This is a genomic window from Shewanella eurypsychrophilus, from assembly GCF_007004545.3.
In the GTDB taxonomy this organism is placed as follows: domain Bacteria; phylum Pseudomonadota; class Gammaproteobacteria; order Enterobacterales; family Shewanellaceae; genus Shewanella; species Shewanella eurypsychrophilus.
This window is the reverse complement of sequence record NZ_CP045503.2, coordinates 4,734,432-4,758,859: the sequence shown is the minus strand read 5'-3', so window position 1 is coordinate 4,758,859 and position 24,428 is coordinate 4,734,432. Positions and strand designations below refer to the sequence as shown.

The 24,428-nt window shown below is 45.1% G+C and carries 22 protein-coding genes; 14 read left to right on the top strand and 8 right to left on the bottom strand.

Annotated features, from left to right (window positions below):
- Positions 1-391: 391 nt before the first annotated feature.
- From FM038_RS20370 to FM038_RS20350, 5 genes are all read right to left on the bottom strand, one after another.
- The gene (locus FM038_RS20370) at positions 392-1,426 is read right to left on the bottom strand and encodes an IS110 family RNA-guided transposase (RefSeq protein WP_142871449.1); all 1,035 of its coding nucleotides are present in this window, start codon (positions 1,424-1,426) and stop codon (positions 392-394) included.
- A 431-nt stretch (positions 1,427-1,857) separates the two neighbouring features.
- Positions 1,858-2,205, bottom strand: coding sequence for a rhodanese-like domain-containing protein (locus FM038_RS20365; protein WP_142871450.1), 348 nt, complete (start codon positions 2,203-2,205; stop codon positions 1,858-1,860).
- A gap of 45 nt (positions 2,206-2,250) precedes the next feature.
- The gene (locus tag FM038_RS20360) at positions 2,251-2,478 is read right to left on the bottom strand and encodes a YgaP family membrane protein (protein ID WP_142871451.1); all 228 of its coding nucleotides are present in this window, start codon (positions 2,476-2,478) and stop codon (positions 2,251-2,253) included.
- 63 nt (positions 2,479-2,541) lie between these two features.
- Positions 2,542-5,784: an efflux RND transporter permease subunit gene (locus tag FM038_RS20355; RefSeq protein WP_142871452.1), complete on the bottom strand. Its 3,243-nt coding sequence runs from the start codon at positions 5,782-5,784 to the stop codon at positions 2,542-2,544.
- Between the two features lie 11 nt (positions 5,785-5,795).
- The gene (locus tag FM038_RS20350; protein WP_142871453.1) at positions 5,796-6,833 is read right to left on the bottom strand and encodes an efflux RND transporter periplasmic adaptor subunit; all 1,038 of its coding nucleotides are present in this window, start codon (positions 6,831-6,833) and stop codon (positions 5,796-5,798) included.
- A gap of 357 nt (positions 6,834-7,190) precedes the next feature.
- Here FM038_RS20350 and FM038_RS20345 point away from each other — a divergent pair, with 357 nt between their 5' ends.
- The 7 genes from FM038_RS20345 to FM038_RS20315 all read left to right on the top strand — a co-directional run bounded on the left by FM038_RS20345 (position 7,191) and on the right by FM038_RS20315 (position 15,541).
- Entirely contained in the window at positions 7,191-8,453 is a 1,263-nt protein-coding gene (locus FM038_RS20345) for an efflux RND transporter periplasmic adaptor subunit (protein ID WP_142871454.1), read from the top strand.
- Positions 8,454-8,463: 10 nt separating this feature from the next.
- Positions 8,464-8,787, top strand: coding sequence for a hypothetical protein (locus FM038_RS20340; RefSeq protein WP_142871455.1), 324 nt, complete (start codon positions 8,464-8,466; stop codon positions 8,785-8,787).
- A 113-nt stretch (positions 8,788-8,900) separates the two neighbouring features.
- Positions 8,901-9,698 carry an ABC transporter ATP-binding protein gene (locus FM038_RS20335; RefSeq protein WP_142871456.1) on the top strand — a complete coding sequence of 266 codons (798 nt, stop codon included), beginning with the start codon at positions 8,901-8,903 and terminating at the stop codon, positions 9,696-9,698.
- A gap of 11 nt (positions 9,699-9,709) precedes the next feature.
- The gene (locus FM038_RS20330; protein ID WP_142871457.1) at positions 9,710-11,011 is read left to right on the top strand and encodes an ABC transporter permease; all 1,302 of its coding nucleotides are present in this window, start codon (positions 9,710-9,712) and stop codon (positions 11,009-11,011) included.
- Positions 11,012-11,036: 25 nt separating this feature from the next.
- On the top strand, positions 11,037-12,245 hold the full coding sequence (locus FM038_RS20325) for an ABC transporter permease (RefSeq protein WP_142871458.1): 1,209 nt from the start codon (positions 11,037-11,039) through the stop codon (positions 12,243-12,245).
- Positions 12,246-12,462: 217 nt separating this feature from the next.
- Positions 12,463-13,974, top strand: a complete 1,512-nt coding sequence (locus FM038_RS20320; RefSeq protein ID WP_142871459.1) for a sigma-54-dependent transcriptional regulator — start codon at positions 12,463-12,465, stop codon at positions 13,972-13,974.
- 154 nt (positions 13,975-14,128) lie between these two features.
- Positions 14,129-15,541: a sensor histidine kinase gene (locus tag FM038_RS20315; protein WP_142871460.1), complete on the top strand. Its 1,413-nt coding sequence runs from the start codon at positions 14,129-14,131 to the stop codon at positions 15,539-15,541.
- Between the two features lie 64 nt (positions 15,542-15,605).
- Here FM038_RS20315 and FM038_RS20310 read toward each other — a convergent pair whose 3' ends face one another.
- Both FM038_RS20310 and FM038_RS20305 read right to left on the bottom strand, forming a co-directional pair.
- Positions 15,606-16,181 carry a TetR/AcrR family transcriptional regulator gene (locus FM038_RS20310; protein ID WP_142871461.1) on the bottom strand — a complete coding sequence of 192 codons (576 nt, stop codon included), beginning with the start codon at positions 16,179-16,181 and terminating at the stop codon, positions 15,606-15,608.
- Between the two features lie 146 nt (positions 16,182-16,327).
- On the bottom strand, positions 16,328-17,779 hold the full coding sequence (locus FM038_RS20305; RefSeq protein WP_142871462.1) for a coniferyl aldehyde dehydrogenase: 1,452 nt from the start codon (positions 17,777-17,779) through the stop codon (positions 16,328-16,330).
- Positions 17,780-18,164: 385 nt separating this feature from the next.
- Between FM038_RS20305 and FM038_RS20300 the strand changes: the two genes are divergently transcribed.
- The 3 genes from FM038_RS20300 to FM038_RS20290 all read left to right on the top strand — a co-directional run bounded on the left by FM038_RS20300 (position 18,165) and on the right by FM038_RS20290 (position 19,812).
- Complete coding sequence (locus FM038_RS20300; protein WP_142871463.1) at positions 18,165-18,596, top strand: universal stress protein; 432 nt, start codon at positions 18,165-18,167, stop codon at positions 18,594-18,596.
- 235 nt (positions 18,597-18,831) lie between these two features.
- The gene (locus tag FM038_RS20295; protein WP_142871464.1) at positions 18,832-19,263 is read left to right on the top strand and encodes a universal stress protein; all 432 of its coding nucleotides are present in this window, start codon (positions 18,832-18,834) and stop codon (positions 19,261-19,263) included.
- Between the two features lie 105 nt (positions 19,264-19,368).
- A complete protein-coding gene (locus FM038_RS20290) occupies positions 19,369-19,812 on the top strand; it encodes a universal stress protein (protein WP_142871465.1) in 444 nt (147 codons plus the stop codon).
- Between the two features lie 333 nt (positions 19,813-20,145).
- On the opposite strand, the gene FM038_RS20285 is transcribed toward FM038_RS20290, so the two are convergent.
- Positions 20,146-20,742: a TetR/AcrR family transcriptional regulator gene (locus FM038_RS20285; protein ID WP_185965715.1), complete on the bottom strand. Its 597-nt coding sequence runs from the start codon at positions 20,740-20,742 to the stop codon at positions 20,146-20,148.
- 155 nt (positions 20,743-20,897) lie between these two features.
- Between FM038_RS20285 and FM038_RS20280 the strand changes: the two genes are divergently transcribed.
- The 4 genes from FM038_RS20280 to FM038_RS20265 all read left to right on the top strand — a co-directional run bounded on the left by FM038_RS20280 (position 20,898) and on the right by FM038_RS20265 (position 24,278).
- Positions 20,898-21,950 (top strand): alkene reductase, encoded by a 1,053-nt coding sequence (locus tag FM038_RS20280; RefSeq protein ID WP_142871676.1) that lies wholly within the window; start codon positions 20,898-20,900, stop codon positions 21,948-21,950.
- Between the two features lie 269 nt (positions 21,951-22,219).
- The gene (locus tag FM038_RS20275) at positions 22,220-22,612 is read left to right on the top strand and encodes a hypothetical protein (protein ID WP_223292924.1); all 393 of its coding nucleotides are present in this window, start codon (positions 22,220-22,222) and stop codon (positions 22,610-22,612) included.
- A 200-nt stretch (positions 22,613-22,812) separates the two neighbouring features.
- Positions 22,813-23,508 (top strand): HupE/UreJ family protein, encoded by a 696-nt coding sequence (locus FM038_RS20270; protein WP_142871467.1) that lies wholly within the window; start codon positions 22,813-22,815, stop codon positions 23,506-23,508.
- A gap of 92 nt (positions 23,509-23,600) precedes the next feature.
- Positions 23,601-24,278, top strand: a complete 678-nt coding sequence (locus FM038_RS20265) for a hypothetical protein (RefSeq protein WP_185965716.1) — start codon at positions 23,601-23,603, stop codon at positions 24,276-24,278.
- Positions 24,279-24,428: the final 150 nt, after the last annotated feature.

Below are 24,428 nucleotides of genomic sequence, written 5' to 3'. Positions count from 1 at the left end.
ATACAGCGTGCTAGAGCATTCGGCCTAACTCAACAGATATTTTAAAACTGTACAAAAGCGATTCACCACGGAGAACACTGAGGGCACGGAGAAAGGCAACATCGAAAGCCTTTGCCACTCTCAACTTTTAGCTCAATCTTTACCTCCGTGTTCTTCGTGGAAGCGAAGCGCTTATGTGGACTCCCCCGTGTCAACAACATATATGCCTTGCTTTAGATTTAATGCGTGCTTATGTACGAGCTCTGTTTGGGAAGCTATCCCAGGCTCAATGATTTTTACGCGAACGACTTTGTCATATCTCCATGGCGAGCTATTATGCTCTTAGCGCTTCACTGACTAAAGTTGCTGATTTTTATCTAAATTAAGCATTTATATTGATGGTTCTTACTTCCTAGCTAGCCACTGGTATTGCTTTATATTCAGTATCATTGGCTAACAGGGAGAAAGCGGTTCTAACGGTTTTATTGGCTAAAGCAACGGCAGCGCAACGCATCCCTCTACGTTCGATTAACCCTTTTAGCCAAGTTTCTTTTGTCGTGCGTGGCACTCTGCGTTTGACCTGGCTACATACAGCCATCGCGCCACTCACTAACACACTTCGCATACTATGATTACGGATATGTTTACCTATACTGCCAAGCTTGGCTTTTCCACCCGTTGAATGCTGTATTGGTGTTAAGCCTACACAAGCTGATGCATCCTTTCCTGTGCGAAAAGTACCCATTTCACCACATGACAGCAGCATATATAAGTTAACGGCATTCATCGGCCCCACGCCTTCTAGCGCCATGAGCTTACGACAGTCTGCATTGCTATTAGCAACTCGCTCTAATGCGGATTCATACTTTTTAATTGCACCAACTAGGTCGAGATAGCCATTAAAAGCTATTGCCAGAGAATCACGCAGTTCATCGCAAAAACCGTTGTCAGCATCTTCAAGAGTGAGCTCAACAACGTTTACTATCGAACCTTTAGTTGGTGTACGAATACCAAACTCAAGTAGAAGCGCTCGGATTTGGTTCTCTACCGCAACTTTGTGTTTGACGCTCAATTCTTTGATTCGAACTATAGACTGCAGCTCTTGCTGCTTAAAGGTTTTACCTGAGACGAACTTCACCTCTGGCAAGCTACAGGCTTGAGCTACTGCAAGTGCATCGTTCTTATCTGTTTTCTGGTTTTGTCGAATATTAGCAACCAGTTTTGCACTTATTTGCCTTGCATCATGCCCATAAGAGTGAGCAAGCTGCTGCCAATGATTGGCAGTACTGCATGCTTCAAATACTATGGTGGCTGAATTAGAGGTTGCAAGCCAAGCGCTAAATTCAGACGGTATCATCTCTTTATTGGAGAGCACCTTGTTTCGCTTGGTTATACATACCTGAATAACATCTTTTGCCAAATCAACACCAACAATAGTATTCTTCATATTACGGACTCCAATTAAGAACTTTGTGTGAGAGCTAAGTATCTTAACCCTCCTTTTGAAGGAGGGGAGTCCAATTATCTCCGTGGTGATACTTCTATTTTGAATAAGGGATTATTACGCATAGGGCATATCTTTCATGCTGAGTTCAATATAAAGAGAGGGGTCTTGATTAACCCTTTGAATTTAAATGTAAATATAAGTTTTGGCTTTCTTGTGAAGAACAAGTGTAGATGCGGCTGAGAGCTTCCAAATCAGGGATGATTTGGCAGAGCTTCCATGGACGGACTTGCAGCGTTTCGCAGAAGTAGCTGCACATATCCCGCTGAGCAAGCGTTAGATAACCATGAAGGTACGACCTTCAAATACACCACCCAATACCAACTCAGCTAGAAGCTAAAACAAAAAATGTCATCAGCCTTCATTCGAAGGCGTTAATCCATTGCTGTGCAAATAGCATCAATTTTACAACTGATGGCCCACACATTCTTATATCCAATCCTAACGAGCTGCTCTGCTGCCAGACAGGCTCGCACTCCAGACGCGCAGTGAACGAAAATTGCTTGCTCTGCATCAGGATACAGGGCCAACATCTTCATCTCTAATACGCCACGTGGAATCGCAATTGCGCCCTTGGTCGCTTGCTGAGCTACCTCTGAGGATTCGCGTACATCGATCAGTACGCCTTGCATCAAGCGACATTTTTCTGCGGCTTCTTGTGCGGTGACACAATGTATTGTCTGCTTTGCTTCCGTAATGAGTTCGGCTACTTTTTTTAGCATCTGTGTGGCGTTCCTTTTTTTAGTTTTTATTTTAAAGTGAAAACGTTAAGTGGTCGGACGCGTTTGAGCTATGGCGCATTGCGCTTCAGTTTTCATGCCTATTTTCTTCATTAAGATAGCAACGGGACAGAAGCCAGTAAAGGCACTCTGGAAAAGGTTTGCTCCCACAAAAGCGGTGAACCAGATAAAGTGTGGGCTGACCCAAGTGGTTAGTGCTAATGAGAGCAAAACCATCATGCCTGCAAAGGCCATAATTGTGCGTTCAATTGTCATAATATCTCCAGTAGCGAAGTGCTAGCCTCTGTGTCAGGGGAGTAGTCACTCCTATTTTGAGTTTCATGGTTTAACGAATCTGTTTTTCATTACGGCGTAGTAAAGCACTGGGATCACCACCAGAGTCAGCAATGTTGAGATTAAGATGCCGAAGATTAAGCTGATAGCAAGGCCGTTAAAGATGGGGTCATCGATAATAAACAGTGCTCCGATCATGGCCGCAAGTGCCGTTAACATGATGGGCTTGGCGCGTACGGCTCCTGAGTGAATAACCGCTTGTTCGAATGGAACGCCAGCTGCGGTTTCTTTGTTGATGAAATCCACCAGCAATATCGAGTTTCTAACGATGATCCCAGCGAGGGCTATCATGCCTATCATAGAGGGCGCGGTGAAATTGGCGCCAAGTAGGGCATGGCCCGGCATCACACCGATAATGGTCAGTGGGATCGGTGCCATGATAATCAGTGGCACGGTATAAGATCTAAATTGTCCAACGACCAAGAGGTAGATGGCTATCATACCGACAGCGTAGGCAATGCCCATATCTCTAAAGGTTTCATAGGTGATCTTCCACTCACCATCCCAAAGCACCGCCACAGAATCAAGCCCTGATGGTTGATTGATATAGTGTTGATCGAACCCCAGTCCTCCCTTTTTATCTATATTGGCAGCCATATCAAACATGCCATATAGAGGGCTGTCGATTTCACCTGCCATATCGGCAACCACCATGATCATAGGGATCATGTTTTTGTGGATGATAGGCGCATCAATATGACCCTTTTTGATGGTGACTAGCTCAGAGACGGTAACTGGAGTGCCATCCTTAGCCGTTAGCTTAAGGTTGAGTACTTGATCGAGATCGAACTTGGCTGACTCCTTCAGTTGTAAGCGGATTGGAACCGGCTGTTTCTGCTGCTTGTCATACAGATAACTCAAGTCTTTGCCACCGACGGATGTGGCTATCAGGTCGACAATACTTTGATAGGGCACGCCGAGCAGACTAGCTCGACTTCTATCAATTATCACCTGCCACTTTTGCTGAGCCGCAGGCAGGAATATATCGACATCGACAACGCCATGGGTCTGCTTAAATAATGCTTGTAGCTCGTTGGCTGCACGCTCTCGAATGGCTTCGCTGGGGCCATACACCTCAGCCACTATTGGCGACCAAACCGGTGGTCCCGGTGGCACTTCAACAATTTTAATATTGGCGTTGTAGCGCTTGCCTATCTGTTGCAACGGACCGCGAACCGATTGAGCGATAGTATGGCTATCTCGTTCACGTTGGCTTTTCTCTAGCAGGTTAACTTGAATATCGCCGAGTTCCTGGCTCTCTCTAAGAAAGTAGTGCCTGACTAAACCGTTGAAGTTCATCGGTGCATTGGTGCCGGCATACACTTGATAGCTTTCAACTTCATCGACTGTCGCTAGGTATCGACCAAGATCTTGCAATACCCTCTGCGTTTGCTCTACCGGGGTGCCTTCAGGCATATCGACCATCACTTGAAACTCAGATTTATTATCCAGTGGTAGCATTTTTAGGATAACCAACTGACCGATAGGCAATGAGACTGCGAACCCGATTAACACAAATATGCCTGCAGCGAGTCCAACGCGGGCTTTTCTGGCTTGTTTACCTAAGACAAATGGCCCGATGAGACGGGTGAATAAGGTAAACATAAAGCCCTTGTTTTCAGTGATGTTTTTCTCTTCGCCTGAACCATGTTTGTGCTTAAGTAGCTTCTGACTCAGCCAAGGAGTGATGGTGAAAGCGATCGCCAGTGATATGAGCATGCCCATGCTGGCATTGATTGGAATAGGGGCCATATATGGACCCATAAGACCTGAAACAAAAGCCATCGGCAGTAGGGCGGCGATAACGGTAAAGGTGGCCAAAATGGTTGGGCTACCCACTTCATCGACGGCGGCAGGGATCAGCTCTGTCAGGCTTTTTTTACTCATGGCCATGTGTCGGTGAATATTTTCGACCACCACAATGGCATCGTCGACCAGAATACCGATAGAGAAGATCAGCGCAAATAGTGAGATTCGGTTAAGGGTAAAGCCCCATGCCCAGGAGGCGAATAGGGTGATTGCCAAGGTGATAATAATCGCCATACCAACGACAATCGCTTCTTTTGCTCCCATGGTGAGTAAGACCAAGATAACAACGGCTGCAGTGGCAAACATTAACTTAAAAATGAGGGTATTGGCTTTGTCACCAGCAGTCTTACCATAGTTTCTCGACAGCGTGACCTCGATATTGTCGGGTATGAGAATGTTTTTTACCTTATCAACCCGGGTTAAGATCCGCTCTGCAACTTCTACCGCATTCTCACCCGCTTGCTTGCCTATGGCTAAGGTCACTGCGGGATACATGCCTTGCTTGTCGCCATGCCAGACACTCTTTAGTGGAATATCGGCTTTGAGTGACAGCTCGGCGATATCGGCGAGATAGACTGGCGCGCTTTGGCCATCACTGTCTTGATATACTGAGACGACCAGATGTTTTACATCATCTAAGCTCTGTAAAAACTGACCCGCCTGAACTTTAATCTCCTGATTCCCCTGTATTAAGGAGGCTGGCATTGAGATCTGGTTATTAGCCGATAGGGTCTGGCTAATGGCATCGAAGCTTAAACCGTAATAGTTCATTTTAACTGGGTCGACGCGGACATTAAGCACTAACTCATGAGCCCCTACAGTATAAATCTCACGCGTGCCGCGAATGCGCTTTATCTCAGTTTCTAAACCATGAGCAACATGGGTCAGATCTTCGGCGGAAACTTGACTGTCTTTTGACCATAAGGTCAGGCTAACAATAGGGACGTCATTGATCCCTCTTGGTTTAATTAAGGGCTCGCCCACGCCAGCATGTGTCGGCAGCTTGTCCATATTGGAATAGATCTGGTTGTAGAGTTTTACGATAGCTTCACTGCGAGGGATCCCCACTTCGAAGATGGCAATGATCAGCACGCCATCAGGCTGTGAGAAGGAGTATAGAGTGTCTATGCCTTTGATCTCTGAGATGATCTGTTCTGCTGGTAAGGTCACCAGAGCTTCAACTTCTGCAGGGCTTGCGCCAGGAAAGGGAATATAGACATCGGCGAAGGTCACATCAATCTGTGGCTCCTCCTCCTTTGGGGTGACGAGTACGGCAAACAGGCCGAGTAACAGGCCTAAAATGGCCAGTAGTGGCGTGATCGCACTGAGCTGAAATGCAGCAGCTATCTTGCCAGAGATCCCGAGTGGACCGCCGTTACCTGTTGCGTCGCAAGACTTAGGTGTCGATGAGTTGCTCATTGTACTTGCCTCTACTTTACTTGTTTATTAAGAACGACTTGATACGCATCAAGGGCAACAATGTCACCGTCATCCAGGCCGGATAGTATTTCAATCGTGTCCTGGTAACTTTTGCCTATTCGCACCTGATTAAGCACAAACTTGTCTCCTAGCTGACGATACACAGCGCTCAGTTCGCCTCGTTTTATTATGCTGGATGTTGGCAGCGTGATACTGCGGATCACTCCGGCACTAAACTTGGCTTTTGCCCACATCCCCGGCATCAAATTAGCTTCACCTTCAGGCAGTAAAATCCGTACTTTATAGCTGTGACTATGGGGATCGGCAAAAGAGAAGATAGTTAATTCACTTGATTGATAGCTGCGTCCATCGTTGAGAATTATTTCAAACTCAGGTTGTTGTTTTAATGCATCAATATAGCGTTGGGGCACTTGAGTGACCGCGCGCATCTGAGTGAGTGAGAACCCAGAAAGCAGTGCTTGGCCAGGGGTGACTGTTTCTCCCTCTTCAACATGTCTCTGGGTCACAATGCCAGAAAATGGCGCCAAAACAGACGTGTAAGTTAGCGATTCATTGGCGCGGACAATGTTAGCTTTAGCGGCGGACACAGCTTGTTCGGCCGATTTTGCTTGAGCTGTAGCTTCATCCATATTGCCTTGGGAGATAGCGCCCTGTGGAAATAACTCTTTATAGCGTGTACTCGTCAGCTGAGCCTCAGTATTTAGCGCTATCGCTCTGGCCAGCTCAGCGTTAGCAGCAGCAAGCTCTGCAGCTTGCTCCTTACTGGTGATCTCTAACAGTGGCGCCCCCTGAGGGACGATGTCATTAACATCATAATGTAGTACTAACACTCGCCCCGAGGTTTGTGCTGATACCGTCGCCGCCTTAACTGCTTCAAGCTTGGCATCGAGTTCGACCCACCGAGTGTGTTCACCCAGAGAAACCGTCATCGTTTCAGTGGCGTGCACAGAGAAACTTGCCTGCAGTAAAGCCATCGTCGATAGCAGCAATAGCAAATGGCGGTAATTAAAACGATACGAAGTCGTCATGGGGTAGCCTAATCAAAAGTTCATAAGAAAATTCTAATGGATGTAAGGGGTATTTGTAAAGTGTTTATTAGAAAAACACGATGAAACGGGTTGTAAACCCCATCGGACAGCGGACACTTTTTTCTCATATGGGCAGATATCGGACACTTTATTGCTCATATCGGTAAATAAGCGGACACATTCATCAAGTGTCCGCGGACACTTTATCTGTCTATAGCGATGTTTGTTTATGTAAGCTATTGATTTTGTTTGATTGGTGTTTATTGGCACGCAACTTGTATTAATGTAATCAATATTAGTGATTTGTTAAGTATTGGTGAGGCTGCACTTACCGAGCGGACAGTTAGGGATAAGAAGATGATTAAGGACACGAGCGGACAGGACACTGTGATACAGGCAAGCATAGGCAAGAAGCTAAAGTGGCCGTTAATGGCTGGAGCTGCTGTGTTGTTGGTATCGGGTCTAGTTTGGTCAAGTGTTGGTGGTGATCAGATTAGTGATTCCATTAATCGTAGTGAACTAAGGTTTGCCACATTAGAGCAAGGTACGCTTACCAGAGACATAGCGACCACAGGTAAAATTGTAGCGGCTAACGCGCCTATTCTATACAGCACTGACCAAGGCACAGTGACCTTACTGGCAAAGCCAGGTGATAGAGTCGAGCTGGGTGATGTGGTAGCGACCATTGAAAGTCACAAGTTAACCAATAGCCTTAAACAGCAGGAAGCATTGCTCGAAGGGTTGCAAAGCTCACTAGAAAGAGCACGCCTCGATGCACGCCGCGAACAGTTAAAAGCGCAGCAAACCTTAGATATGGCCAAGGTCGATTTAGCTGCTGCAGACAGAGAGAGTCGCCGCGGAGATGAACTTATCCTGAGCAAGTTGATTTCTAAAATTGATTTCGAGAAGGGTAAAGATGACCTGTACAAAGCCAAGCTGTTATCGGCTCACGCTAGGCAGGAAGCGGATTTAATGCGAGACACCCAGACCTTCGAAATTAAGAATAAAGCCGCAGAAGTTAATCGCCAGAAATTGGTGGTGAGCGAGCTTGAGCGTCAGGTTGCAGCATTAAATATTAAAGCGCCAGTAGGCGGCATCATAGGTAACTGGCTCACCGAGCAAAAAGCGCGTATCGGCCAGAGTCAGCCAATTTTGACTGTTGTTGATTTGAGTGCCTTCGAAGCCGAACTTGCCGTGCCTGAGTCATATGCCGATGAGTTAGGGCTTGGCATGAATGTAGAGTTGAGTTTTGGCGCATTAACCTTAGTGGGTGAGCTGTCTTCAATATCGCCAGAAGTAAGAAATCGTGAAGTTACTGCTCGAGTTCGGTTTGAGCAAGATGATCGCTTACACCTTCGCCAGAACCAGCGTTTATCGGCTCGAGTATTACTGGAAAATAGACCTAATGTGTTGATGGTAAAGCGTGGCGCCTTCGTGGCAACTGGTGGCAGCAGGGAAGTGTATGCCATGAATGGAGACATTGCAGAGCAAACAGAGATCCAGCTTGGGGCGCGTAGCATGAGCCATATCGAGATCCTGCAAGGCGGTAAAGTCGGCGATGTTTGGGTTATCTCAAGCGTTCAGCCATTTAAGAAAGCCGAACAAGTATTAGTACGCTAAGGAGAGCATGATGAGTCAACTTAACCACAAGATTAACCACAACGCCTTGAGCGGAAAAAGAGCCTTCAGCATACAAAGAGTCACGACTATAGGTGCATTACTCCTGCTACTCGTTGCGGTACAGGTATCCACCCAGAATGCAGGCGATTGGTTTGTGCTTGGCTTGAATGTATTGGAAGCCGCGGCTCCAGTGAATATGTCGATTAATGAAATTTCCAATGTCACTACTGATTTTAGCTCAGGGCTAAGCACTGATATTAGCCAAGTGGTGACCGATTTAAACCTCTATACACAGGCATTAGTCATTGGCGTTATTGAGTCAGCATGGAATTAAATATGTTGGACCGGCTTTAGCCGGGAAGCAAGGCAAGCGAAACAGCGCCTACAGTGAATTAGAACCTAGAACCTAGAACCTAGAATTAAACGATAAAGACAGGGAATATTAAAATGTTATCGATGAAAAGTATTAGCAAAGTGTTTAAAACGGATCTTGTAGAAACCCATGCATTACGTGATTTTAATCTTGAAGTGAGCGAAGGTGAATTTGTAGCGGTAACGGGGCCATCAGGCTCAGGTAAAACCACCTTTCTAAATATTGCGGGCTTGCTTGAAGGTTTTACCCATGGTGATTATTTTCTCGATGGCGTCAACATCTCAAACTTAAGCGATAACAAGAGCGCGGCGATTCGAAATGAAAAGATAGGCTTTATCTTCCAGGGCTTTAACTTAATTCCAGACCTTAATTTAGCCGAAAATGTAGAAGTGCCTCTACGCTATCGTGGCTTCAGCGCCAAAGAGCGTAAGCGTCGTGTCCAACATGCATTGGAGCAGGTGGGACTGGCAGCGCGGATGAAGCATCTACCGTCACAATTATCGGGTGGGCAACAACAACGTGTGGCAATTGCACGTGCTTTAGCCGGTGAACCTAGGTTCCTGCTGGCCGATGAGCCGACAGGTAACTTAGACAGCATGATGGCGCGTCAAGTGATGGAGTTGCTTGAGGATATTAATAAAGCGGGCACCACGATTATCATGGTGACCCACGATGCTGAGTTGGCACGTCGTGCTCAGCGTAATATTCAGATTGTCGATGGCCAGGTATGTGATTTTACTATGTATCAAGGTGGAGAAGGCTATCAAAGCGGTGATGTTGCTAAAGCAGGCAAGCCACATTTAGTGGTCGATGCCGATGTAAACAAGCGTACAGATGAGCAGCAAGCTCAAACTGAACAAGTGGCTAGCTAAGGAGAGTGACCATGTTTTTCTATTATCTCGATTTAGCTTGGCGCAGCATTAAAAAGACGCCATTCATGTCACTCTTGATGGTTCTTGCCATCTCCATTGGTATTGGCATTACCATCACTACCTTAAATATCTATCAGATGGCATCGATTAACCCGGCTGGAGAGCGTTCTTCTAAATTATTTGAAGTGCGATTATGGAGCCAAGGTGTTGATAGCTGGGATGAGCTCAATGAGCAGATCACTTACCAGGATAGTTTCAACTTGCGTAACAGTCCGGTGCCTGTACGACAGACGCCTATGTTTAGAACAGGTTTTGCTGTGCAAACTGAGGACCCTGATTTTACGCCTATCTTAGAAAGTGCGCGTGTGACAGATAGTGACTTTTTCGGCCTTTTCTCAGTCCCTTTCCTTTATGGCGGTGCTTGGGAAGCGCAAGTAGACCAAGAGGCCGCTTATCAGGTGGTGATCAGTGAAGACTTGAATAAGGAGATATTTAAAGGTGAAAACAGTGTCGGAAGAACCCTTTATTTTAATCAAAAACCTTATCAAGTTGTCGGAGTCACTAAGACTTGGAATCCGAGTCCTAAATATTACGATGTGAATAATGGTGCATTTAATGACGCAGAAAGAATCTTTGTGCCTTATTCGTTAGCCCCCATCGAAGAATACCAGAGCTGGGGTAACAACCAGAGTTGGAAGAATGAATCGCTTAATACCTACGCGGATCGTTTAGCCTCGGAGGCTCATTGGAATCAATATTGGGTTGAACTAGAAAACCCTGAGCAAGTTCGCGTTTATAAAGAGTGGTTGGCCAGCTATGTAGAGCAGCAGAAACTGATCGGTCGATTTGAAATGCCTAATGCCAGCGGTGAACTAGCCGATGTGGAGCAGTGGCTGAAAATTAACAATGTCGTCCCAGAAGATAACAAGGTGTTGGTCGGCTTGAGTGCGCTCTTCTTGTTAGTTTGTCTGGTTAACATGTTAGGACTGCTACTGGCTAAGTTTCTTAAGCGTGCCCCTGAAGTTGGCGTACGCCGAGCCATAGGTGCAAGTCGTAGTCAGATTTTTTCTCAGCATATGGTTGAAGTGGGTTTAATTGGTTTCTGTGGTGGTTTACTCGGTCTGTTATGGGCTTGGGGGTCGCTATCTATGTTGTCGGTACATTTTGAACTCGAAGATGCATTAACTCAGCTGGATATGAGCATGTGGGTATTGGCGCCAAGTATCGCTGTTTTAGCCGCTTTGGTCGCTGGGATTTATCCAGCATGGCGGATTTGTTCTACCAATCCTAGCGTTCATCTGAAGAGTCAATAAGCAGAATAAGAGAAAGGAATTTCACATGTTACAGATTAAACCCATTATCAGTACCTTGATGCGTAATAAGAGTGGCCCGATACTGCTGCTTATTCAGATTGTTTTATCGGTTGCCATTGTCGCAAACGCGAGCTTTATTATCAGTGAGCGCCTGAATTTGATGGCGCGAGACTCCGGCATCGCAGAGTCAGAAGTGTTTGATTTCAGTGTCTATAATTTCGATTCGGATATTTATTTTAGTGCTCAAAACAGTCGTGATATGCAAACTATTCGTGATTTGCCTGGTGTCATAGCCGCCACGACGACGAGCATGACGCCACTCAGTGGTGGCGGTTGGATGTCTGGTTTTATGGCTGGAGAAACTGAAGAAACGGCCAAGACCAGCCATGCAGCAATCTATTATGGTGATGAGCAGATGGTGAAGACATTGGGCGTTAAGCTTATTGCCGGGCGCAACTTCTATGAAGAGGAGATCCAACAGGAGATCCCTGATAGAGCGAACCGAGCGATAGTGACTCAAGCATTTGCCACAGAGGTTTGGGGGGATGCACCTGCTGTAGGTCAGATTATGTATGCAGCAGATTTTGGTGAAGAACCCGTTGAAGTGGTCGGAGTGATTGAAACCTTGCAAGGTGCATGGGTGAACAGTGATGAGCTTGAAAATAGTGTCATTCTCAATGTTGAGCTGGCGTTTCCTTTCACTAAATTTCTGGTCAGAGCCGAAGAAGGTACCCTCGCTCAACTGAAAGAGGCGATTCCTGCCGCGCTGCATAAAGATAATATCAACCGGGTTATCAATGATTTTAGTTTGATCAGTGAGCACAGAAAAAGGGTCTATCGTAATCATGAGTTGATGGCGACGGTATTGTCTATGATGGTTGTTTTACTGCTGCTTATCACGTCGTTAGGTCTGGCTGGTATGGTGATGTTTAATATCGAACGCCGCACTAAGCAGATCGGAACACGTAGAGCTTTGGGCGCGAAGAAGCGTGATATCTTGAGTTTCTTCTTAGTCGAAAACTATATTATTTGCATTATCGGTGGTGTGATTGGTGGCTTAGTGGCGATGCAGTTAGGTCAGCAGTTGATGAGTATCTACAGCTTGCCAAAGCTTGATCCGGTTTATCCGCTGGCGACGATTGCAGGTTTGATTGTGCTCACTACTTTTGCAGTGATTCTGCCAGCCAGAAAAGCAGCGAACATATCTCCGGCTATCGCAACAAGAAGCGTTTAACTGGACTGTAAAGAGATATTCTGACTGAGACTGTTGGCGCTTCCAATAAGAATGGTTAGCGCTTTCGATAAGAAAGGCTCAGTCAAGTATCTCAGCGGCTATCGCAACAAGAAGTGTTTAACTGAAACAGAATTATTCTTTAATTCTGTTTCGCTTTCAGTTAGTTTGAAGGCCATATATTTCCACGCATAACAGCAGAAGAACGATAAATAGAAGTATGGATACAATTCTGATCGTCGACGACAATCAAGCAGTGTGTAATGCATTGTCACTTATGCTTGAGCTTCATGGCTTCAATACCCTCACTTGTCTTTCTCCTGAGGTAGCTATGGAGCTTATTAAGCTGCATGACATTGCTTTAGTGGTTCAGGATATGAACTTCACCCAAGACACCACCTCTGGTGAAGAGGGTAAGGCCCTGTTTTATCAACTTCGAGCACTACAGCCCCAATTACCGATAGTGCTGCTTACTGCATGGACTCAGCTTGAGCTTGCCGTTGAGCTCGTTAAAGAAGGTGCGGCTGATTACATGGGTAAGCCTTGGGATGATGCCAAGTTGGTCACCAGTATCAACAACCTGATCTCTTTGCATGCGCTATCGAAAGCCAACACTCAGCTGACCAGAGTAGAAAATGATCGCATGTCTGCCATTAAAGGTGCGGACCTGTGTGGTATTGTTTTTGGCAGTGGTGCCATGCAGCGCAGTGTCGATTTAGCCCTGCAGATTGCCCGCTCTGATGTCTCTGTGTTGATCACAGGTCCAAATGGCTCGGGCAAAGATAAACTGGCTGATATTATTCATGCTAACTCTTGCTTAAAAACCAAGCCGTTTATCAAGGTGAATGTCGGCGCTTTGCCAATTGATCTATTAGAAGCCGAGCTGTTTGGTGCCGAAGCGGGGGCATTTACTGGTGCTAACAAGACCCGTATAGGCCGCTTTGAAGCCGCCGATGGTGGCACGCTATTTTTAGATGAAATTGGTAACTTACCTTTATCTGGGCAGATAAAGTTGCTGCGCGTACTGCAAACCGGTGAGTTTGAACGACTTGGTAGTCACCAGACTCGAAAAGTGAATGTGCGGGTATTGAGTGCGACCAATGCCGATCTGGCAGAAGATATTCGTGAAGGACGTTTTCGAGAAGATCTCTTCTACCGACTCAATGTGATTGAGCTTGAGTTGGCGCCATTGAATCAGCGTCAGGATGATATCCTTCCTCTGATTGAACTCTTTATTGGTCATGAATTTTCACTCAATAAGCAGGCTCAACAGGCCTTAATCGCTCACAGTTGGCCGGGTAATGTTCGAGAGCTGGAGAACGTCTGTAAGCGAGCGGTGATTCTCGCTAAAAGCACCGAGCTGACAGCCCTCGATTTTGGTTTGCTGTTCCAAAAAACAGATTTGGATCTAGTTGAGCAAGCTGCAGTAAAGACTGTCACGCCGCCTCTTGAACCAAGCGAAGCCGAAAATGTGGCTCACGCACAGGCAGCCACCGATATAGAAGCGGACCTTAGATCAAATATTGAGCCTGAAGTAGCTCCTGAAAAAGTTTCCGAAATCAAAAGTCAACATCAGCAGCAAGTTACACCGCAAATGTCGGTCGATGAGAAGCAAGCGATAGAGGTCGCGTTGGCCGAACATCGCGGCGTGATTGCCAGGGTGGCTAAGTCGTTAGGGTTAAGCCGCCAAGCACTATATCGACGCATGGAAAAGTTCGGTATTAGTAAGTAGTCGCTGAGGGATGGGTGAATAGTATTATCCGTTCCATTAGCATCAGTTCCAATATCACCGACGAATGAAAAAATCGATGTATGAAAAAACTTGGTCGTTAGTAAGTAATGGGTAAGTGATTGTTGTTCTCTGATTCTATGTAGGCTGAGTGGTTATGGCATTATTATCGTATTTATCTTTAAGCGCATTTTCTTTACGAACTAAGCTGAACGTAGGGGCCATATTGGCCTCTCAAGTAGGTACGGGTTTATCACTGCTGTTAATGCAGCAGCTCATTCAGCCACAAACATTTATAGCAACTTCTGCGTTCGTGTTTGTATTGATATTTATCTCAGCGGGGGCCTGTGCTTGGTTCATCAGCCACTTTGCCACTAGGACGCTCGCCACAAGCCTAACAGCACTCGAAGTGGGTCTGCTCAATTTTAAAGATAATGACTTTAGTGTCACCATCCCCGTCTGTGGCGATCGCCAGTTACAAGCGCTAACGACCCTGTTTAATGAGTCTGCTGAAACCTTAAGAAAAGAGCGCCAGTACATCTACCAACGTGAACTTTTGCTCGACAAGGTGATCCAAAGCTCGCCGAATGTTATGTTGCTTCTCGATGATGAACAGAGAGTTATTTATTCCAATGATGCGGCCAGACACCTGTTTTATCAAGGTAACCGCATTGATGGCTTTGCCTTACCGGACATACTTGTGCATGTCAGTGAGGAGTTATCTTCAGCATTACAAAAGCCTAAAGGGGGCTTGTTTACCTTATCGAGTGATAGTCAGGAGGAGGATGAAACCTGGCATCTTTCACGTGGACAGTTTCTACTTAATGGTCAGTATCATCACTTATTACTGCTAAAGCAGATGACCCATGAGCTCAATCGCCAAGAGGTTGCTGTTTGGAAAAAGGTCATTCGTATCATTAGTCACGAGTTGAATAACTCAGTGGCGCCTATTGCCTCTATGGTTAATTCGGGGCGAATAATCACTAAAGATCTCGATGATGCTAAATTAAAGATGATATTCGATACCATCGAAGATAGAACCAATCATCTGAGCCAGTTTATCTCTAATTATGCTCGCTTTGCCAAGTTGCCTCAGCCAAAAAAGGTTAAGGTTAACTGGCCTAGGCTCATCGATCAACTCGGTCAACATTATCAGTTTTCACTGCTTGGCGAATTACCCGAGGAAGAAGGGGAGTTTGACCTTATTCAGATGGAGCAAGTGCTGTTAAATCTATTAAAAAATGCCCACGAATCTGGAAGTGATGCCTCTGGAGTGAGCATAACCATTGAGTCTTTTACAGTGCTGAATGGTAAAGCGAATGAAAGGGACAGTGATGGCAGAGTGATAGAGGGCACTGTTATTGAAGTTAACGATGAAGGCGCAGGCATGTCACCCGAGGTGCTTAAGCAGGCTCTATTACCTTTCTATTCCACTAAGCAGTCTGGAACAGGCCTAGGCTTGCCCTTGTGTCGGGAAATTATAGAAGCACACGAAGGGCGAATTAGCTTACATAATCGTGATGATGTGGGCTTATGTGTCAGAGTTTGGCTACCTTCGAATGAAGGTTAATGACAGTTTCTGACTAACATCTTTTGGTTTAGAACGTAACTTACCGGTTGAATCTTAGGGCTTCTCAGCCCTTCACCATTGCATTCCAAAACAGGTTAAAACTGGCTTGTGTGTGTTGTTCATCTTGCCATTTCTCAGGGTTATCCAAAAAGTAACGGGTAGCGGCAAGGTACTGGCCGTGGCAGTTGTCTTGCATCAGGTTGAGTGGATAGTCAGCTAATAAACCTAGGGCTTGGCCTTTTTGCATTAATGCACCCATAAACCCCAAGATGGAGTTCATGGCCTGTTCTCTTATTTCGATCGCTATGGATGGTGACATCGAATATTGCTGAAAGAACTCTTGCTTCAATGGGTTATCCATCGCCCATTTAATCGCTGAGTGCCACAAGTGTTTAGCGTCACTTTTAAGATCGCCACTGTCTTGAATGGAAGCCCATATAGCATCTGCAAACTCTTGCTTTATAGCCAGAAAGAGGTGATTCATCAAGTCTCCTTTCGAGGGGAAATGATGAAATAGGGTGCCAGTTGCTACCCCCGCTTGTTTAGCTATGGAGGCGGTCGAGGTGGCATAGAAACCTTGGCTGACGAACAGCGTCAACGCAGTATCTAATATGGCTTGTTTCTTATCTGGTTTGCTCATCGACTACTTGTCTTATTTGGTTAACTTTCTTGTCATTAAAAAGCTGGATCCTGAGATAAACTCAGGATGACGACAACAGTGGTTTAATTTGTCATGCTGAACTCGAAACTCGCAGCTTCGAGCTCCTATATAAAAGCTCGAAGCTGTTAGCGTAAAAATAGCTTATATAGCATCGCCTGAATACCTGTGCCATAAGGAGGGTGGACAAACTTACCCGTATTGAGTTTGCCACGGCTAAGCACTGTTTTAGCATGGCTCAAGGTTAAGAAGCCTTCTTTACCATGATAATGCCCCATACCTGAAGGACCAATACCGCCAAATGGGGCATCATCTGCCGCGACATGAAAGACGGTTTCGTTAATACAGACACCGCCAGAATGGGTGTTGTTAAGTATCGACTGTTGAACTGAGGCATCAAAGCTCATGATATACAGGGCCAAAGGACGCGGTCTGTCATTGATATATTCAATGGCATCGGTCAGCGTTTCGTAGCCTATGATTGGCAGTAAAGGGCCGAAGATCTCATCTTGCATTAAGGTCATGTCATCACTGACATCAGTGATCAACTGGGTGGGTATTTTACGCTTTTGAGTATCTATAGCTTCGTCATTAGCGGAAACAATGCTAGCACCCTTGTTTTTGGCATCCTCGAGTACAGCGCTTAAGCGATCAAATTGGCGCTGATTGATGATGGCACTGTAATCTTTATTATCACTTACCTGACCATACATGGCATTGAATTTTTTCTTATAGGCGGCAATAAACTCGGCTTGCTTCTCTTTAGGGACCAGCACGTAATCGGGAGCGACACAGATCTGGCCTGAGTTTAAACATTTTCCGTAAATCATTCGCTCAACGGCAGTTTCTATCGGTATATCTGGCGCGATAACGACTGGCGACTTACCACCTAACTCTAGCGTTACAGGGGTCAAGTTTGCGGCTGCGGCGCGCATCACGTGCTTTCCAACAGCGGTAGAGCCAGTAAACAACAGGTGATCGAAGGGTAAGGATGAGAAGGCTGCAGCTACATCGGCTTCGCCTTCGATAATAGCGACGATACTGTTATCGAAGATACTGGCAAGCATCTCTTTTAGTACCTTGTTGGTTTCAGGGGTGAACTCAGACAGCTTTAGCATGGCACGGTTACCAGCACTTAGTGCGGTAATAAGAGGGCCAACAGATAGCATCACTGGGAAGTTCCACGGCACGATAATACCGACGACACCTACTGGCTGGTAATGGACCTTAACTTTTGCAGGAGATAACAAAAGGCCAGCATGTCTGGCGCTTGGCTTCATCCATTTTTTCAGATTTTTAAGGCTGTAGTTGATGTTATTGATACAGGGCATGATGTCTGAAATGAGGGTGTCATCCACAGAGCGACTACCATAATCTCGGTTCAATGCATCGGCGAGAGGTTGCTGATATTTCAATAATGCTTGCTTCAGTGAAGTCAGTTGTTCGATGCGCTGAGAATAAGTCGGTGCTGGTGATGAACGATAGCTAGCTTTTTGTAGAGAGAGCAATTCATCGAGTTGTGAATCTGCTACCGCAGTATTTTTGGTGTCATTAGATACGGCTTCAATTGGCATGTTCATTCATCGCTCTCCTAGATAACTAGAGGTAAGGTTACCGAGCTAGGCCACTATAATAATTAAGAATTATTAAGCCGAGCTAGGTAGTGGTTAAGTTTACTAAAATAACAAACCGACTGATTGGTCGGTCTGTTATTTGTATAGTAATTCAGTATCAAGTTAAGATCTATAGCTGATTAAAATTAATACACCTTTTCTTGTCAGTTTTAGCAAATTTTTATGAGATCGACATGATATGTGACCGAGATCAAAATGTGACACAGGATGTTAATTAGACTGGTTTTAAGAAAGTAAATATAGACCGAATAATTCAGTTTTTTATTGGTTTTTATCAGAGTGGGAAAGGCTTTAACACAAGTTTAGAACTATGCTTAATAGGGAGGCTCACATGAGAAATCGACACATACTCTGTCCTACGGACTTTTCTGAAACAGCGTCTCATGCGTTGAGTTATGCCATTGAGATGGCTAATTTTTATCATGTAGGTATTCGGCTCGTGCATGTTGTCGATCAACCTATTGGTAATGATAACTATCAGATTCTAGCGATAACTCCTGAGGAGTTAGCTCAAGGGATGGAGTTGGCGGCAGCCGAAAAAATGCAACGCTTACTTAATGAGCTAAATTGTGAGCTTACAGTTGAAACCGTTATTAGACGTGGCTCAGCGATAGAGCAGATTTTAGAAGATGCAGAGAAAAATAATGTCGGCATGATAGTGATGGCCAGCCATGGGCGAACTGGTTTGGCTCATTTTCTTCATACCAATGTTGCAGAAGCCGTTGTGAATGAGGCGAAGTGTCCGGTGTTAGTTGTTAAGTGATTCTTTATAAAACCAAGCAGTATTTGTGCTCAATGTCTGCTTGATAGCAAGGTTTGGCGTAACCCTATTAGGCCAAGTATGGCGTTGCTCATCATTTTGTTTTGAGCGGCCTGTAGGCAAGCTTTTTTGGATTACGCCACTTATTTTTAGACAGGGTTTAATGCCTCAATCTTAAGGCTAAAAAATGAGGCTGAAAACTCTATTTGAACGGCAGGTACGATGACTAGGAGGGGCTATGAGAACTCGCCAAATTCTTTGTCCGACAGATTTTTCTGAGACCGCTTTTCATGCCATGGGGTATGCATTTGAGATGGCCAACTTTTATAGCGTTGGTATTCGTTTATTGCATGTCGTTGATAAACCCTTTGGAGACAAGCACACTCGGGTGTTAGCCCTTACCCCAGAGGAGTTGGCTAGTCGAATGGAAGCTGAGGCTGCTGATCAGATGCGTCAGTTGATAGGTACGCTCGATAAAGGCTTAACGGTTGAAGGTGTGATCCGTCATGGGCATGCCGCTGAGCAAATATTAGTAACGGCTGAAAAAATAAATGCTGGAATGATTGTGATGGCAAGCCATGGTAGAACAGGTTTTGAGCATTTTTTGCATGTCAATATTGCCGAAGAGGTTGCTAATAAAGCCAAGTGTCCTGTCTTAGTGGTTAAGTAAGTCTGGTCTAGGTTCTAGGTTCTAGGTTCTAGGTTCTAGGTTCTAGGTTCTAGGAAGACACGTGAGTTGTCGATTTATTTGGAGTTGATTTAACAGGAGAAAGTTATGCGTACTCGCCATATATTATGTCCGACAGACTTTTCAGAAACGGCATCTCATGCCTTGGGGTATGCCGTTGAAATGGCAAATCTATATGGGGTCGATATCAGGCTACTGAATGTGGTTAGTCTGCCTTATGGTGCTCCAGATTATGGCATCGTAGTCGATAGTCCCGCTGAGCTGTTACAAGATCAGCAAGCCTTTGCCGATGAGAAAATGAAACAGATAGTGTCTGAAATTCGTGAACAGATGCCCAAAGGTTTGATGGTGCACACTAACATCCGTAGTGGCGGCGTTTTGGCTCAGATTTTAGATGAAGCTGAAGAGCGGGAGGTGGGTATGATAGTGATCGCAAGTCATGGTCATACTGGTTTATCTCATATGCTAAGTCCTAATGTTGCCGAGGCTGTTGCTAATCAGGCTAAGTGTCCAGTGCTGGTGGTGAAATAGACAAGCTAAAAAAGTCGCGAGTTCAAGATAAGGCTAAGAAAGTTGCGAGTTTAAGAAAGAGCTGAGAGAGTCACGATTTGCGAGTTCAAGATATGGCTAATAAAGTCTCGAGTTGTAAGCGTTAAGTCTTAAGATAGAGCGAAGAAAGTTGTGATTTTCGAGTTCAAGATAAGGCTAAGAAAGTCACGAGTTGTAAGCGTTAAGTCTTAAAATAGAGCAAAGAAAGCAGCGAGCTTAAGATTCAGGAAAGAATGCCATAGGGCTATAAGAATACAGGTCATTCCGGCGTGCTTGTGGCCGGAATCCAGTTTGAATGCTTACTTGCTCCTTAGCTTATCGACACACATCTTGATAAAGTTGCTCGGCGAGCTGTTTTAGTATATCGCCCTCAGGGTGAGTATGAGCAAATGTTCTCAAGCCATAAATTCCCATCAACAGATAGTGAGCGCGGGCATCGGCGCTACGCTCGTTGACAGCGCCTGTTGAATTAATCGCCTTTTGATCTAACGCCTTTTGAAAGACATGTGTGATTGCCTGCTGCCAGTTAGCGAGGTGAGCAGTGATAATGGCATGTACTTCTTCATCTTGTTCAGCGACTTCGTTCAACGCCTTAGTCAGCAAGCAGGCTTGGGATGCATCGCAGCTCTGGCATTCTAGAACGATATGATCCAGATAAGATTTTAGTTCGTCTAGTATTGGCCGTTGACCGGAAAAGATCCCAGTAAACTCAATATTTCGATCCAGACGGTATTGCTCTAATGCCGCTAGCAGCAGTCCACGTTTATTGTCGAAGGCACAATAGATAGAGCCAGGATGTAATCCTGTGGCTTTCTTCAAGTCTTGCATACTTGTCTTGCCGTAACCTTTATCCATAAAGGAAGTCATGGCAGATCTCAGTACTTTCTCTCTATCAAATTCGGCAATCCGCATGGTGCTTAAGAACTCTCTAAGTCGCATTTAGGGGAAGTCAGGTCGAACTGACTGAAAGCAATTGTACTCTTTATTGAACGCTTATTCAAAAAAGATCTTGAATGCCTGTTCAAGAAAGGCTATCTTGAATGCTCATTCAAGAATCAGAGGTCGCTATGACTGATAACCTATTTCAAAGCTACGCGCTAAATGACACCCTCACACTGAAGAACCGTATTCTTATGGCGCCACTGACTCGTTGTATGGCAGATGATGAATTAGTGCCAACTCAGGCTATGGCTGATTACTATGGCAGACGCGCAGAGGCGGGGCTTATCATCTCAGAAGCAGTGATCATTCGCCCTGACGGCCAAGGTTATCCCAATACTCCTGGACTATTTTCCCCGGCACAGATTGACGGCTGGCGCGTAGTCACCGATGCGGTTCATCAAAATGGTGGAAAAATATTTGCCCAGCTTTGGCACACCGGCCGCGTTGCCCACCCACACTTTTATCAAGCAACAGGCAGTCAAGATGTGATGGCTCCTTCTGCAGTTGGCGTTGAAGGTAGCGTGCCTAGAATGCGTGAACTGACCTATCAGACACCAAAGGCTGCATTGGTTGAAGAGATTGCTGAGCTCGTTAAAGATTATTCTCAAGCTGCGGCAAACGCCATCGATGCGGGTTTTGATGGTGTAGAAATTCACGGTGCGAACGGTTACTTGATTGACCAATTTTTGCATCATGACAGTAACCGTCGCAGTGATGAGTACGGTCAGACGCCTGAAAATATGTCACGTTTTGCGCTTGAAGTGGTTGATGCCATTGTTGAACGTATCGGCAATGATAGAACTGCTCTACGAGTATCCCCTGGTGCATATTTCAATATGGCCGGAGACAGCCGAGATCGTGAGGTATTTGACTATCTTGTCCCTGAGCTCGAGAAGCGAGATCTAGCCTTCCTACACGTTGGGATCTTCGATGATGCCATGGAATTTGATTACTTAGATGGCCGAGCTTCAAGTTATCTGCGCAGTATTTATAACAAGACCTTGGTCGGTGTGGGTAGCTTTAGTGCAGAGACTGGCAGTACCGCTATTGCTGAAGATAAATTTGATTTGCTGGCGATTGGCCGACCATTTATAGCAAACCCTGATTACGTTGAACGTGTGCGTGATAGCAAGGAACTAGTAGAATATTCAGATGAGATGCTGACGAGCTTAGTGTAGTTTTAAGCCACTAGTATTGAAGATGATAGCGACAAGAGATGGGTTGGCAATGTGTTGACCCTGCTCTTTTTAGTTTTTATTAAGTTAAATTTTATCCATGTTTGCTTATTAATGAATTTCTTATCTTGATAACCAAGCCGAGGTTCTGATTTAATAGGGTCACTGAAATTGATTGGAGTAGCAAACTGAAAACACATGTTCTTCCTAGACTTGCCTCATACGGCCTGCCTAGTTCGAAGATCACACTAGCCATTGTGCTGGTGGTTTTAGTGTGTCAGTTTCTTGCTGTTGGTTCAGCTTTTTCAGTGCAATACCCGAGTGGCTCTCACCCAATGGGCGCTGATGTTAGCCATCATCATAGCCACTCTGACAATTTAAATAGCCAAGATGAGCATCATCATGGCCCTATGTCGTTTAATGCTACAGAGCCGGTACCATCTGCAGATAGCTCCTTGCTTATAGAGCTGATGCTTGCTGATGCAGCAGGTGCTACAGAAGCTGAGCATGAGCATGCTAACCACTCGCATATGCCTTCTCATCCGCCAGAAGAACCTCTGTTTGTTTCACGATTTTTCCAGACTGAGATCCTCAGTGATGATGACATCAGCTATTTAAATTGTCGTTACGCGCCACCCATTCCCCCACCTCATACCCAAAGTTAATTTGATTCTTTAGTGCATTAATTTACTAAATTAACGTGCTATTTCAATTTAATAAGACACTTTTTCTAGAACCTAGAACCTAGAACCTAGAACCTAGAACCTAGAACCTGCTAGTAACCAGGCCTAGAACTAGAACCTGCTAATAACTGAGCCTAGAACTAAGTGTACTTATCTGATTTAAATTTTTTTGGAGTATCTGTATGAGCCAATCTTTGGCGAGTGCTATCAAATTTCTGGTGGTATTTTTAGGTATGTTCGCGTCTTTCTCTCTCTTCGCCCATGGCGTAGATGAAGATACCAGGCAGTTTTTAACACTCAATGAAGGGGTATCAATTCTGCCCTTTATCTACATCGGTGCCAAACATATGGTTACCGGTTATGACCATCTGTTATTTCTAGTGGGGGTAATTTTCTTCCTGTTTAGAAGCAAAGATGTGTTGCTTTATGTGAGTCTATTTACCTTAGGTCACAGTATCACCTTGTTGTTTGGTGTGCTCAGTGACATACAGGTTAATGCCTACCTGATTGATGCGATTATTGGTTTTTCCATTGTCTATAAGGGTTTTGATAATTTAGGTGGCTTTAAACGAGTGTTTGGCTTTCAGCCCAACACTAAGTTGGCAGTCATCATTTTTGGCTTGTTCCATGGCTTTGGCTTGGCCACCAAGATCCAGGAGTTCAACCTTCCTGAAGATGGCTTGGTGCCAAATATTTTAGCCTTCAATGTGGGGGTTGAAATTGGTCAGTTTTTAGCATTGGGAGTCGTGCTTATTTTAATGAGTTTTTGGCGACGACATAGGAGCTATCTGCAGTTTTCAACCGCAGCGAACACTCTGTTGATGAGTGGTGGCCTGATGTTAGTCGGCTTCCAGTTAACAGGCTTCTTTGTTAGCTAAGCGTTTTTAGTCAGCTAAGTTCAATGATTTCAGCATCTTTCTACAAAGTGAGTGATGCTGCCAAAACAGATTTAAGATTAAGGAAAGACCCAATGACAAATGTTAAAAATACCAATGAGATAAGCAAAAACTCAGTCGATAAAGAAGTGAATACTATCGATATTCCGGTGCACTCTACTGCGACATTAACTAAAGCAAGCTTAGCAGCGACTGTGATAGCAGCTATCGTATTAACCACGGCCATATTGCCTGCTGAGTATAATATTGACCCAACGGGAATAGGTAAGGCTCTGGGGCTGACTCAGATCGCTGAAGCTGCCAATGGCACTCCAACCGCTCCGGTTAGTGGTAGCGAAACTGTGTTGGCTTTTGAGCAGCTTGAACCAGCTGCGACTAAAGAGATTGCTAATGCGCCGAGTGTTGCTGAGATTGAGCAGGCTCGTAAAACGGCTGGAGTAAGAAGTGATACGGTTAAGATAGATATTCCAGCTGGAAAAGGATTGGAATACAAGCTGATAATGGATGAATTTGTTCATCTTGAATATGAGTGGAGCACCAGTGGAGAGGAGCTGTATTTTGATTTCCACGGTGAACCGAAAGGGGATAGTACTGGGTATTTTGAAAGCTTTTCTATTACTACTTCCAATAAAATGAAAGGTTCACTGACAACGCCTTTCGCTGGCTCTCATGGCTGGTATTGGAAGAACAGAACTGATGTGCCTATTACTGTGACGCTATCGACAAAAGGTGATTACACCATCAAAGGGTGAGTCGATAGAGAGGAATATTGAATGAGTAACAGAGCATCCATTTAGGATGCTCTTTTTTATGCACCTTATTCCTAGAGAATAATAATTATCGGTATCACTCTATCCAATAATATGCAGTTGATACTTACAGCTTATTAACTGCATCTTATT